The sequence below is a fragment of the Klebsiella sp. 141198 genome (genome assembly GCF_050600785.1).
Classification (GTDB): Bacteria; Pseudomonadota; Gammaproteobacteria; order Enterobacterales; family Enterobacteriaceae; genus Klebsiella; species Klebsiella aerogenes.
Genome location: NZ_JAQIRM010000003.1, coordinates 238,488 through 251,269, shown reverse-complemented (window position 1 = coordinate 251,269; position 12,782 = coordinate 238,488). Strand labels below are relative to the sequence as shown.

14 protein-coding genes are annotated in these 12,782 nt (G+C 56.2%); 7 read left to right on the top strand and 7 right to left on the bottom strand.

Annotated features, from left to right (window positions below; translation table 11 throughout):
- Positions 1-73 precede the first annotated feature (73 nt).
- Positions 74-469, bottom strand: coding sequence for a YgiW/YdeI family stress tolerance OB fold protein (locus PGR10_RS11100; RefSeq protein WP_047065630.1), 396 nt, complete (start codon positions 467-469; stop codon positions 74-76).
- A gap of 150 nt (positions 470-619) precedes the next feature.
- Here PGR10_RS11100 and qseB point away from each other — a divergent pair, with 150 nt between their 5' ends.
- The 4 genes from qseB (at position 620) to PGR10_RS11080 (ending at position 3,709) form a co-directional block, all read left to right on the top strand.
- Positions 620-1,279, top strand: a complete 660-nt coding sequence (qseB, locus tag PGR10_RS11095; RefSeq protein WP_430923469.1) for a quorum sensing response regulator transcription factor QseB — start codon at positions 620-622, stop codon at positions 1,277-1,279.
- A complete protein-coding gene (gene qseC / locus PGR10_RS11090) occupies positions 1,276-2,625 on the top strand; it encodes a quorum sensing histidine kinase QseC (protein ID WP_430923468.1) in 1,350 nt (449 codons plus the stop codon). Before qseB ends, qseC begins: the two co-directional genes overlap by 4 nt.
- Positions 2,626-2,731: 106 nt before the next feature.
- Positions 2,732-3,313, top strand: coding sequence for an NAD(P)H-dependent oxidoreductase (locus PGR10_RS11085; protein WP_020077910.1), 582 nt, complete (start codon positions 2,732-2,734; stop codon positions 3,311-3,313).
- Between the two features lie 81 nt (positions 3,314-3,394).
- Positions 3,395-3,709 (top strand): putative quinol monooxygenase, encoded by a 315-nt coding sequence (locus PGR10_RS11080; RefSeq protein ID WP_015369654.1) that lies wholly within the window; start codon positions 3,395-3,397, stop codon positions 3,707-3,709.
- Between the two features lie 64 nt (positions 3,710-3,773).
- Here PGR10_RS11080 and parE read toward each other — a convergent pair whose 3' ends face one another.
- The 5 genes from parE to nudF are packed head-to-tail and all read right to left on the bottom strand — an operon-like array spanning position 3,774 to position 8,180.
- Positions 3,774-5,669 (bottom strand): DNA topoisomerase IV subunit B, encoded by a 1,896-nt coding sequence (gene parE / locus PGR10_RS11075; RefSeq protein WP_015369653.1) that lies wholly within the window; start codon positions 5,667-5,669, stop codon positions 3,774-3,776.
- Between the two features lie 30 nt (positions 5,670-5,699).
- Complete coding sequence (gene yqiA, locus PGR10_RS11070; RefSeq protein ID WP_087859821.1) at positions 5,700-6,275, bottom strand: esterase YqiA; 576 nt, start codon at positions 6,273-6,275, stop codon at positions 5,700-5,702.
- Positions 6,275-7,102, bottom strand: coding sequence for a 3',5'-cyclic-AMP phosphodiesterase (gene cpdA, locus PGR10_RS11065; RefSeq protein ID WP_087859822.1), 828 nt, complete (start codon positions 7,100-7,102; stop codon positions 6,275-6,277). The genes yqiA and cpdA overlap by 1 nt, the downstream gene beginning before the upstream one ends.
- Before the next feature lie 24 nt (positions 7,103-7,126).
- Positions 7,127-7,549, bottom strand: coding sequence for a DUF1249 family protein (locus PGR10_RS11060; protein WP_015703512.1), 423 nt, complete (start codon positions 7,547-7,549; stop codon positions 7,127-7,129).
- 1 nt (position 7,550) lies between these two features.
- Positions 7,551-8,180, bottom strand: a complete 630-nt coding sequence (nudF, locus tag PGR10_RS11055) for an ADP-ribose diphosphatase (RefSeq protein ID WP_015369649.1) — start codon at positions 8,178-8,180, stop codon at positions 7,551-7,553.
- A gap of 195 nt (positions 8,181-8,375) precedes the next feature.
- Here nudF and tolC point away from each other — a divergent pair, with 195 nt between their 5' ends.
- The 3 genes from tolC (at position 8,376) to PGR10_RS11040 (ending at position 11,834) form a co-directional block, all read left to right on the top strand.
- Positions 8,376-9,830, top strand: a complete 1,455-nt coding sequence (gene tolC, locus PGR10_RS11050; RefSeq protein WP_087859823.1) for an outer membrane channel protein TolC — start codon at positions 8,376-8,378, stop codon at positions 9,828-9,830.
- A 166-nt stretch (positions 9,831-9,996) separates the two neighbouring features.
- Positions 9,997-10,668, top strand: a complete 672-nt coding sequence (locus PGR10_RS11045; RefSeq protein ID WP_015369647.1) for a DUF1190 family protein — start codon at positions 9,997-9,999, stop codon at positions 10,666-10,668.
- 5 nt (positions 10,669-10,673) lie between these two features.
- Complete coding sequence (locus PGR10_RS11040; RefSeq protein WP_015703515.1) at positions 10,674-11,834, top strand: glutathionylspermidine synthase family protein; 1,161 nt, start codon at positions 10,674-10,676, stop codon at positions 11,832-11,834.
- Between the two features lie 55 nt (positions 11,835-11,889).
- On the opposite strand, the gene ygiD is transcribed toward PGR10_RS11040, so the two are convergent.
- On the bottom strand, positions 11,890-12,684 hold the full coding sequence (gene ygiD, locus PGR10_RS11035) for a 4,5-DOPA dioxygenase extradiol (protein WP_087859824.1): 795 nt from the start codon (positions 12,682-12,684) through the stop codon (positions 11,890-11,892).
- Positions 12,685-12,782: the final 98 nt, after the last annotated feature.

The following is a 12,782-nucleotide window of genomic DNA, read 5'->3' as shown; positions in this document are numbered from 1 at the left end:
CTCCACGCGACATACTCTGCCAGAGCGAGGATAGCGATTCCTGACCAATCTTGCGCACTATCCGGCACGTACCTTATGGCGTGATTTTACGGATCTGCTTCACGTCGATCTCTACCGAGTTCCAGTCTTTATCGACTTCACCCTGAATTTCTACCGTATCCTGCGGGCCGACGGTCACGCCGTTCCAGCGCTTATGGTCGATATCGACGTTCACCACGCCGGAGGCATCCTGGAATTTATACAGATCATCAGAGATGCGCTCGACGATTTTACCGCGCAGGGTCACCCAGGTGTCATCACGCAGCGACTTGGCGTTCGCCACGGTGGTCACCGCGCCGCTCGGCCCGGTGAAGCCGCCGGCCTGCGTAGTAGCGGTAGTAGACGGTCCGGTGAATCCCCCCTGCCCGGCGGCCAGTACCGGCATGGAAACCAAAGCAATAATCGCGGTCATCGCAGCAATTTTTTTCATCTTATATTCTCCCTTATGTGTTGATATGGCTCCTATTACGCCTGACAAAACTTAACGACTTCTTAAGCGGAAAAAAGAAATTTTAATGCTGTACATCCCCTGCTTCAACGCGGTTTACTGCGCAAAGAAACGGGATCGTCGGAGGGAAACATGCGCATATTATTGGTGGAAGATGACAAACTGATCGGTGACGGTATCAAAGCCGGGCTGAGCAAAATGGGCTTCAGCATCGACTGGTTCACCGCAGGCCAGGAGGGCAAAAACGCCTTATATAGCGCCCCTTATGACGCCGCGATACTTGACCTGACTCTCCCCGGCATTGACGGTCTCGATATTCTGCGCGAATGGCGCGATAAAGGCCGTAATGAACCCGTGCTGATCCTCACCGCCCGCGACGCGCTGAGCCAGCGGGTCGAAGGGATACAGCTTGGCGCCGATGACTATCTGTGTAAACCCTTCGCCCTGATTGAGGTAGCGGCGCGTCTCGAGGCGCTGATCCGCCGCGCTCACGGCCAGAGCAGCAGCGAGCTACGCCACGGTAAGGTGACCCTCGACCCGAACCGCTTAACCGCCAGCCTCGACGGCGAAAGCCTGGCGCTAAAGCCGAAGGAGTTCGCCCTGCTGGAATTGCTTATGCGCAACGCCGGGCGCGTGTTGCCGCGTAAGCTTATCGAGGAAAAACTCTATAACTGGGACGACGAGGTCTTCAGTAACGCCGTGGAAGTTCACGTCCACCATCTGCGGCGCAAACTCGGCAGCGGTTTTATCCGTACCGTGCACGGCATCGGCTATACCTTGGGTGACGCATGAAACGACTCGCCCGTTTAAGCCTGCGCCTGCGCCTGACGCTGCTGTTTGTCCTGCTCACCAGCGCCGCCTGGGGGATCGCCAGCGTTATCGCCTGGCAGCAGACCAGCGAAAAGCTGGATAAGCTGTTTGATACCCAACAACTGCTCTTCGCCCGCCGCCTGAGCGCGATGAATGTCGATGAGCTGCAGGCGCGACCGGCGCAGATCCGCGAAAAGAAAAAAGTTAAACACGGCCATCTTGATGATGACGCGCTGGCCTTCGCTATCTTCACCCGCGACGGGAAAATGGTGCTCAACGATGGTGAAAACGGCGAAGATATTCAATGGGGATCGCAACGCGAAGGCTTCAGTGACGGCTATCTGCGCGGCGATGACGACGAATGGCGCTTCTTGTGGTTGACCACCGCCGATGGCCGACATCGTATCGCCGTCGGTCAGGAGTGGGATTATCGCCGGGAGATGGCGGTGGATATCGTCACCTCGCAGCTCACGCCGTGGCTGGTCGCGCTGCCGCTGATGTTCCTGTTACTCATTGTGCTATTAAGCCGCGAGCTGGCGCCGTTGAAGAAACTGGCTCGAACCCTGCGCCAGCGCGCGCCGGACTCGGCGGAACGTCTGTCGGACGACAAAATCCCTTCAGAAGTTCGCCCGCTGGTCGATGCCCTGAACCAACTGTTCAGCCGTACCCACGAAACCATGCTGCGCGAGCGCCGCTTTACCTCTGATGCCGCCCATGAGTTGCGCAGCCCGCTGGCGGCGCTGAAAGTGCAAACCGAAGTTGCCCAGCTTTCAATGGACGATCCTGAAGGTCGGGATAAAGCGTTGGCGCAATTACATCAGGGCATCGACCGCGCTACCCGACTGGTCGATCAATTACTTACGCTGTCGCGGTTGGATTCCCTGGCGCAACTGGATGACGTGCAGCCGGTCGCCATCGACGACCTGCTACAGTCGGCGGTGATGGAGATGTATCACCACGCGCAGCAGTCCGCCATTGAGCTACGCCTGCATCTGAATGCCAGCAATATCGTCCGTACCGGCCAGCCGCTGCTGCTAAGCCTACTGGTACGCAACCTGCTGGATAATGCCGTGCGCTATAGCCCGCGCGGTAGCCGGGTGGATATTACGCTTTCCGCCCGCGAGTTCCGGGTTCGCGACAATGGTCCAGGCATTAGTCCGCAAGCCCTGGCGCGCATTGGCGAGCGTTTTTATCGTCCGCCGGGCCAGGACGCCCCCGGCAGCGGATTAGGCTTATCGATCGTTCGCCGCATCGCCTCGCTGCACGGTATGCGGGTTGATTTTGCTAACGCGCGCGGCGGCGGCTTCGAGGCGCGCGTTTACTGGTAGCCGCATTATTGCCAAAAATGCAAAAGACTTTGCACATTTTGCTCATTTTACTGCCCCGCTTCGCGGGGTAAAATTGCCGACAAATTTAATAGATTGAGGGCAAAAAATGAGCAATATCCTGATTATCAACGGGGCGAAAAAATTCGCTCACTCTAATGGCCAATTAAACGACACCCTGACCGAGGTCGCGGATGGTTATCTGCGCGACGTCGGGCATGATGTTAAAATCGTCCGCGCGGAAAGCGAGTACGATGTAAAAGAAGAAGTGCAGAATTTCCTGTGGGCCGATGTGGTTATCTGGCAGATGCCGGGCTGGTGGATGGGCGCGCCGTGGACCGTGAAAAAGTACATGGATGACGTCTTCACCGAAGGCCATGGTTCTCTGTACGCCAGCGATGGCCGTACCCGCTCCGATGACAGCAAAAAATATGGCTCCGGCGGATTGATTCAAGGCAAACAGTACATGCTGTCGCTGACCTGGAATGCGCCGATGGAAGCCTTCACCGATAAAGATCAATTCTTCCACGGCGTCGGCGTTGATGGCGTTTACCTGCCGTTCCACAAAGCCAATCAGTTCCTTGGCATGAGCGCGATGCCGACCTTTATCGCCAACGACGTGATTAAAATGCCTGACGTTCCCCACGTCATCGCAGAATATCGCAAGCATCTGGCCGAGATTTTTGGTTAACTAGATGTCTACACTCGCTGTTATTCAAGTCACTAACCTTGAAGTATGGCGAGTTTACACACAGAAGGAGTTGAGTTAACCATGTTAACAGTGATTGCCGAAATTCGTACTCGTCCGGGCCAACACCACCGTCAGGCGGTACTGGATCAGTTCGCTAAAATTGTCCCAGTGGTACTGCAGGAAGAAGGCTGCCACGGCTACGCGCCGCTGGTTGACCACGCCGCCGGCGTGAGTTTCCAGACTTCCGCCCCGGATTCGATCGTCATGGTCGAGCAGTGGGAAAGCGTCGCGCATCTTGAAGCGCATCTGCAAACGCCGCACATGAAGGCTTACGCTGAAGCGGTCAAAGGCGACGTGCTGGAAACCAGCATCCGCATTCTGCAGGCTGGCGTATAAGCCCGGCAGAAGTAAAAAAGGGAGCCTCAGGCTCCCTTTTTCGCATCTGGCGGCTGACGTCGGCTTAGGCTTCGAGATCCGCCATATCGCCTTTTTCCTGCAGCCAGTTGCGACGGTCTTCAGAACGCTTCTTGGCCAACAGCATATCCATCACCGCGGTCGTTTGCTGCTCGTCTTCATCGGTGATGATGAGCTGCACCAGGCGGCGGGTGTTCGGGTCGAGCGTGGTTTCACGTAGCTGCATCGGGTTCATCTCGCCCAGCCCTTTAAAGCGCTGTACGTTCGGCTTACCCTTCTTACGCTTCAACTGCTCCAGCACGCCGGCTTTTTCTTCTTCCGTCAGCGCGTAGTAAACCTCTTTACCCAGGTCGATACGATACAGCGGCGGCAGCGCGACGTACACGTGCCCCTCTTTCACCAGGGTACGGAAATGCTTCACGAACAGCGCGCACAGCAGGGTAGCGATGTGCAGACCATCCGAGTCGGCATCGGCGAGAATACAGATTTTACCGTAACGCAGCTGGCTTAAATCATCGCTATCCGGGTCGATACCAATCGCCACCGAAATGTCGTGCACCTCTTGCGAAGCGAGAACTTCATCGGAAGAGACTTCCCAGGTATTCAGGATCTTGCCTTTCAGCGGCATGATCGCCTGATATTCACGGTCGCGCGCCTGTTTCGCTGAACCGCCCGCAGAATCCCCTTCGACGAGGAACAGTTCGGTGCGGTTCAGGTCCTGCGCGGTGCAGTCCGCCAGCTTACCCGGCAGCGCCGGGCCGCTGGTGAGCTTTTTGCGCACCACTTTCTTGGCGGCGCGCAGGCGACGCTGAGCGCTGGAAATGGCCATTTCCGCCAGCAGCTCCGCAGCCTGTACGTTCTGATTCAGCCACAGGCTGAAGGCGTCTTTAACCACCCCGGAGACGAATGCCGCGCACTGACGCGACGACAGACGTTCTTTCGTCTGCCCGGCGAACTGCGGATCCTGCATTTTCACCGACAGTACGTACGCGCAGCGATCCCAGATATCTTCCGCCGACAGCTTCACGCCGCGCGGCAGAATATTGCGGTATTCGCAAAACTCGCGCATCGCGTCGAGCAACCCCTGACGCAGACCGTTAACGTGCGTACCGCCCTGCATGGTCGGGATCAGGTTTACGTAGCTTTCAGTCAGCAGTTCGCCGCCTTCCGGCAGCCACAGCAGCGCCCAATCCACCGCTTCCGTTTCGCCGGAGAAGTTACCGACAAACGGTTTTTCCGGCAGCAGCGGCAGGCCATTGACCGCCTCGCACAGATAATCATTAAGGCCGTCCGCATAGCACCAGCGCTGTTCGCTGTTGTTCACCTGGTCGCGGAAAACAATTTCCACGCCCGGGCACAGCACCGCTTTCGCTTTTAACAGGTGAGTTAGCCGCGAGACGGAGAAACGCGGGCTATCGAAGAAGCTTTCATCTGGCCAGAAATGGACGCTGGTCCCGGTGTTGCGTTTACCGCAGGTGCCGGTGACGCGCAGGTCTTCAACTTTTTCCCCGTTCTCAAAGGCGATGCTGTAGACCTGGCCATCGCGGCGCACGTTGACTTCCACGCGCTTAGACAAGGCGTTGACGACAGAAATCCCCACCCCATGCAGGCCGCCGGAGAACTGGTAGTTTTTGTTGGAAAACTTACCGCCCGCGTGCAGCCGACAAAGGATCAGCTCAACCGCCGGAACCCCTTCTTCCGGGTGGATATCAACCGGCATCCCGCGCCCATCGTCGATAACTTCCAACGATTGATCGGCATGAAGGATGACCTCCACGCGTTTGGCGTGACCAGCCAGTGCTTCATCCACACTGTTATCAATAACTTCCTGACCAAGATGGTTAGGACGGGTTGTGTCGGTGTACATTCCCGGGCGGCGGCGAACCGGCTCAAGCCCGGTGAGTACCTCAATGGCATCAGCGTTATATGAAGATTGCGTCATGGTGTGTATTCGTAGGTCGTTCTGAACCGCTTAGCGCAGGCCCAGAAAATCGATAATCTGGGTGAAATGATCTTCAAAGCCAACAAATGCGTGATTACCGCCCTCCTCGACCGTTTGACGGCAGGAGGCGAAGTAGTCAACAGCCTGGCGGTAATCAAGCACTTCATCGCCCGTTTGCTGCAATAACCAGATAAGGTCAGGCGCTTCCAGCGGGTCGATATGCATGACTTTAAGATCGTAAATATGGCGAGACTCTAGCACATATTGCTGCCCGGTGTACGGATTCTCATTAGGGCCAAGAAAATTGTTCAGCAGTTCAAATGGCCTCACCGCCGGGTTAATCACCACCGCCGGCAGCATAAAACATTGCGACAGCCAGGTGGCGTAGTAGCCGCCCAATGACGACCCCACCACGCCTAACGGCTCGCCGCCGTGCTCCAGCACGATAGCTTCCAGCATCTCTGCCGCCTGCGCCGGGAAAGCAGGCAGTTCCGGCACCACCATGTTAATTTCCGGGTGCTGCTGCGTCAGCCACGTTTTCAGCGCCGTCGCTTTTGCCGAGCGCGGCGAGCTGTTAAATCCGTGCAGATAAAGAAGAGTAGACATCAGTATCCTTCTGAAGCGATATCCGGGTGAAACTCGGCGCCGCTGAGACGACAGACTTCAGTCGTCAACGCGCCATCGGGATGCAGCTCAAGCCAGCGCCAGCCAGGAGAGACGGTATCGAGGGTGAAATTAGCGCAGTGCGGCTTAAACTGTACGCAGGTCGATGGCGTCGCCATCATCCGCCGCCCGTTCCAGTCGAGATCCAGCTCCTGGTGAATATGGCCGCACAGCAGGTGCTTAACCCGCGGATAGTTGCTCAGAATGTGATCTAACGCGCCGGCGTTGCGCAGGCTATGCTGATCGAGCCAGCTACAGCCCGCCGGCAGCGGATGATGATGCAGTAACAGCAGCGTGTAGCGCTCTGGTTCCGCATTCAATTGATGCTCAAGCCACTCCAGTTGGAAATCGCTCAGCTCGCCGTGAGGCACGCCAAAGACCTGGCTGTCCAGCAGCAGGATTTGCCAATGGTCGCCCAACAGGACGCGTTTTGCGGGGGAGATGCCGGCATCGTGCAGCGTGCTGTACATCGCCGGCTGGAAATCATGGTTTCCCGGCAGCCAGACGCAGGGTGCGGCAAAGCTCGCGATGCCTTCAGCGAAATGCTGATAGGCCGCGGCAGAGTGGTCTTGCGCCAGATCGCCTGTTGCTACAATCAGGTCGCATTCACGCTGTGAGGCATGTATCGCATCCAATACAGCCTGATAACTTTCCCAGGTATTGATACCCAACAGCGTTTCATGTTTTTCAGCAAACAGGTGAGTATCAGTAATTTGTAATATCCTGACTCTGGCCTCACCAGCCAGAGGTAGGTTTAACAGGCTTTCCAAATGGTGTCCTTAGGTTTCACGACGCTAACAAACCGGAATCGCCATCGCTCCATGTGCTAAACAGTAACGCAGCCAGTCGGCCAGAAACTGATTAATTTGATGCTTTTCGTCGCGTTGATGCAACTTTTTATTAGGATAATCATATCTCGCTTTGAAGCGAAAAATCTGCTGACTTGAACACACTTCAGCCACCATGGCGTCGTGGTACAGGCGCACCGTCATTGACGGCAGGCTCCAGTAGCTCACCGCAGGCATAGTCTGTTCTATTGTCACTAATGTAGTGTAGCGGGTCGATTCGACCACCGTTAATCGGTATTGCGCCGCACCCACCTGATAGTTCGCCATATCGCCAACCGCCTCAGTGCGAGGCAACAGGCGGCGCAGCTGGGCGAAATTGGTTTCGCACAGGCGCATCATTTCCGGGAAGTCAGGTGTATAACGCTTCATATTATTTCCACTCGTTTCGTAAGCTATGATAATGCAGCTGCAGCCATTGCAGGGCGATGACAGAAGCCGCGTTGTCGATTTTCCCCTCTTCTACCCACTGGTAAGCCTGTTCCCGGCTCACCACATGCACCCGAATATCCTCGTTTTCTTCGGCCAGGCCGTGAATGCCTTTTGCCGTCGATGCATCAACTTCGCCCACCAGGATCGATAACCGCTCGCTGGTGCCGCCTGGGCTTGCCAGATAGCTTAATATTGGTTTGGTGCGCCCAACTTCAAGCCCGGCCTCTTCCAGCGCTTCCCGGCGGGCGACATCTTCTACCGTTTCGCCTTCTTCTATCATCCCGGCGACCATTTCCAGCAGCCACGGGCTCTCGCTGGTATCATAGGCGGCAATGCGGATCTGCTCGACCAGCACAACTTCATCACGTACCGGGTCAAAGGGTAGCAAGACGGCGGCGTGCCCGCGCTCAAAAATTTCGCGGGTAACCTCGCCGCTCATCCCGCCGTTAAACAGGCGATGGCGAAAACGATACAAATCGAGCGAAAAAAAACCGCGATAGAGCGTTTCCCGTGCAATAATTTCTACATCGTTTTTAGAGAAGGTAATTCCCTGCTGATTAGGTTTGCTCATTGTCTGTGTCCTGCTCATCCGAAAGTAGGGATTTATAGGCCGTTTGGCTACCGTTTTACAGCCCGTATGTTAGATTGGTGCAAATTACCGCCCTATGGCACGTAACGCCAACTTTTTACGGCGACAGAGTCGATACAATCAGCGATTATTTTTAGAATTTGAGTAGCGCTAAATGCTTCACAACAAGGAATGCAAATGAAGAAACTTTTTCCCATCCTTATCGGCCTGGGCCTGACTGGCTTCAGCGCCATGAGCCAGGCAGAGAACCTGTTGCAGGTTTATCAGCAGGCGCGTATTAGCAACCCTGATCTGCGTAAATCGGCAGCCGATCGCGATGCTGCATTCGAAAAAATCAACGAAGCGCGAAGCCCATTACTGCCGCAACTCGGTCTGGGCGCGGATTATACCTATACCAGCGGATTCCGTGATTACAAAGACCGGAACTCCAACGTCACCAGCGGTTCACTGCAGTTAACGCAAACCCTGTTCGATATGTCGAAATGGCGCGCGCTGACCCTGCAGGAAAAAACGGCGGGCATTCAGGATGTCACCTATCAGACTGACCAGCAAACGCTGATTCTGAATACCGCGACGGCTTACTTTAAAGTTCTGGCCGCTATCGATACGCTCTCCTATACCGAAGCCCAGAAACAGGCCATCTACCGCCAGTTGGATCAAACCACTCAGCGCTTTAACGTGGGCCTGGTTGCCATCACCGACGTGCAGAATGCCCGCTCGCAATACGACGCCGTGCTGGCAAATGAAGTCACCGCGCGTAACGACCTCGACAACGCCGTTGAAGAGCTTCGTCAGGTCACCGGCAACTACTATCCGGAGCTGGCGTCGCTGAACGTTAACGGCTTCAAAACCAATAAACCGCAGGCGGTGAACGCGCTGCTGAAGGAAGCGGAAAACCGTAACCTGTCGCTGCTGCAGGCGCGTCTGAATCAGGATCTGGCGCGTGAGCAGATTCGCCAGGCGCAGGATGGTCATTTACCTACTCTTGATTTGAACGCTTCTACCAGTGTCTCTAATAACCGTTACAGCGGTTCCAAAAACATCTCCCCGGACGCTGATATCGGGCAAAACACAGTCGGCCTGAACTTCACCCTGCCGCTGTATCAGGGCGGGATGGTTAACTCACAGGTGAAACAGGCGCAGTACAACTTCGTCGGCGCCAGCGAGCAGTTGGAAAGCGCGCACCGCAGCGTGGTGCAGACAGTGCGTTCGTCGTTTAACAACGTGAACGCCTCCATCAGCAGCATCAACGCCTACAAACAGGCGGTGGTCTCTGCGCAGAGCTCCCTGGATGCGATGGAAGCGGGTTATTCGGTGGGTACGCGTACCATCGTTGATGTGTTGGATGCAACCACCACGCTGTACAACGCCAAGCAGCAGCTCTCCAACGCCCGTTATAACTACCTGATCAACGAGCTGAACATTAAGTCTGCTCTTGGTACGCTGAACGAGCAGGATCTGATTGCGCTGAACAACACGCTGGGTAAAGCGATTCCGACTTCACCAGACAGCGTCGCGCCGGAAAACCCACAGCAGGACGCCGCTGCTGACGGTTATGCGAACACCGCCTCCGCACAGCCGGCTGCCGCCCGTACGACGAAGACCAGCGGTTCCAATCCGTTTAGTCACTAATCGTTGAACGCGATGACGCCTCGTCTGGCCTTCGGCTCAGGCGGGGCGTAAAACGTAAGACAACGTAAAGACCCCCGCTTTTCCCCTCTTTCGCTTCATTTTCCACCACTCATACTCTATCCTGAGCGTTGACAAACGCACTACCACTGGGTCCTGGAAGACAAATATGAAACGGACAAAAAATATTAATCATGCGTCGTTCCGCAAAAGCTGGAGCGCTCGCCACCTGACGCCGGTCGCCCTTGCCGTCACCGCCGTCTTTATGCTCGCCGGTTGCGAAAAAACTGACGAGACGGTTTCTCTGTATCAGAACGCCGATGACTGCTCCGCGGCTAACCCAAGCAAAGCCGCAGAGTGCACCACCGCCTACAATAACGCGGTGAAAGAAGCCGCGCGCACCGCGCCGAAATACGCCAGCCGTGAAGACTGTGTCGCCGAGTTCGGCGAAGGCCAATGCCAGCAGGCGCCGGCTCAGGCGGGCGTCGCCCCGGAAAACCAGGCGCAGGCGCAAAGCAGCGGCAGCTTCTGGATGCCGCTGATGGCCGGTTACATGATGGGCCGCCTGATGGGCGGCGGCATGGCCGCGCAGCAGCCGCTGTTTAGTTCGAAAAACCCGGCCAGCCCGGCCTACGGCCAGTACACCGATGCCAGCGGTAAGAGTTACGGCGCGGCGCAACCGGGTCGTACCATGAACGTGCCGAAAACCGCGATGGCGCCGAAGCCGGCCACCACGACGACCGTCACCCGCGGCGGTTTTGGCGAATCCGTTGCTAAGCAATCGACGATGCAGCGTAGCGCCGCGGGCTCCAGCTCCTCTTCACGCTCGATGGGCGGTTAAGCGGCATGGAAAGAATCAGCATTACCGAGCGCCCGGACTGGCGCGAGAAAGCGACCGAGTATGGCTTCAATTTTCACACCATGTACGGCGAGCCGTACTGGAGCGAAGAGGCCTACTACAAGCTGACGCTGGCGCAGGTTGAAAAGCTCGAAGCGGTCACCGCCGAGCTGCATCAAATGTGTCTACAGGTCGTTGAGAAAGTGATCGCCAGCGACGAGCTGATGACCAAATTCCGCATCCCTAAACACACCTGGGGCTTTGTGCGTCAGTCGTGGAAAACCAACCAGCCGTCGCTGTACTCGCGTCTGGATCTGGCCTGGGATGGCGTGGGCGAGCCGAAGCTGCTGGAGAACAACGCGGATACGCCAACCTCGCTATATGAAGCAGCGTTCTTTCAATGGATCTGGCTGGAAGATCAGCTTAACGCCGGTAATCTGCCTGCCGACAGCGATCAGTTCAACAGCCTGCAGGAAAAACTGATTGAACGCTTCGGCGAGCTGCGTGAACAGTTTGGCTTCCAGCTGCTGCATATGGCCTGCTGCCGCGATACCGTTGAAGACCGCGGCACCGTGCAGTATCTGCAGGACTGCGCGGCAGAAGCGGGCGTCGCCACCGAATTCTTGTATATCGAAGATATCGGTCTTGGCGAGAAAGGCCAGTTTACCGATTTGCAGGATCAGGTCATCGGCAATCTGTTCAAGCTTTATCCGTGGGAATTTATGCTGCGCGAGATGTTCTCCACCAAGCTGGAAGACGCCGGCGTACGCTGGCTGGAGCCTGCGTGGAAGAGCATTATCTCCAATAAAGCGCTGCTGCCGATGCTGTGGGAAATGTTCCCCAACCACCCTAACCTGTTGGCGGCTTACTTCAGCGAAGATAACCATCCGCAGCTTGAGAAGTACGTCATTAAGCCGATTTTCTCCCGCGAAGGCGCTAACGTGTCGATCGTTGAAAATGGCAAAGTGGTGGAAGCAGTGGAAGGCCCATACGGGGAAGAAGGCACTATCGTGCAGGAGTTTTATCCGCTGCCGAAATTTGGCGATAGCTATACGCTGATTGGCAGCTGGCTTATTAATGACCAGCCTGCCGGGATCGGCATCCGTGAAGATCGGGCGCTGATCACCCAGGATCTTTCGCGTTTCTATCCGCACATTTTCGTCGAATAACGGCAAACCCCGGCAACCTGAGTGGCCGGGGTTTTTTCATGTGCGATAGCTGCCGTTACGCGGCGCCCACCACCACCGACAGCATACTTAGCGACCCCATCTCCATCCCTTCGACCGGGATCGTTATCGGCTCTTCGCCATCCCACGCCCCCAGAATATAGAGTAGCGGCAGGAAGTGCTCGGCCGTTGGGTTAGAGAGCGATCCGCCTTCATGGCTTAAATAGTTCACCAGCGGATGCGCGTCGACCGGCCCTTTCCAGGTTAAATTCGCTTTCACATAGTCGTTAAACGACTCAGCCCACGGATACGGCGTACTTTCGCCATGCCAGCGTGCGGTGCGCAGGTTATGTACCACGTTGCCGCTCGCCACCAGCATAATGCCTTCATCACGCAGCGACGCCAGCTTACGCCCCATCTCCAGATGCCACGCCGCGGGCTTGGTGCTATCGATACTTAACTGAACCATGGGAATATCGGCATCAGGGTACATTTTGATCAGCACGCCCCACGAACCGTGGTCAAAACCCCACGCCTCTTTATCGAGGGCAACGGGTACCGGCGCCAGCAGATCAACCAGATGCTGCGCCAGCTCCGGCGATCCCGGCGCAGGGTAATGCGTATCGTATAAGGCCTGCGGGAAACCGCCAAAATCATGAATGGTTTTCGGCGCTTCCATCGCCGTCACGCCCGTCCCGCGGGTAAACCAGTGCGCGGAGATAACCACGATAGCCTTTGGACGCGGCAGCGTTTCGCCGAGATGACGCCAGGCGCGGGTATAAATATTATCTTCCAGCACGTTCATCGGGCTACCATGGCCTAAAAACAACGCTGGCATACGGGTACGGGACATGATGGTATCCTTCAGTAGGGAGTATTTGATTCCTTCACATTACGCGCTTTTAGCCGCAGATAAACTCAGATAAGCGTGATGATCATCATCAGAAAATT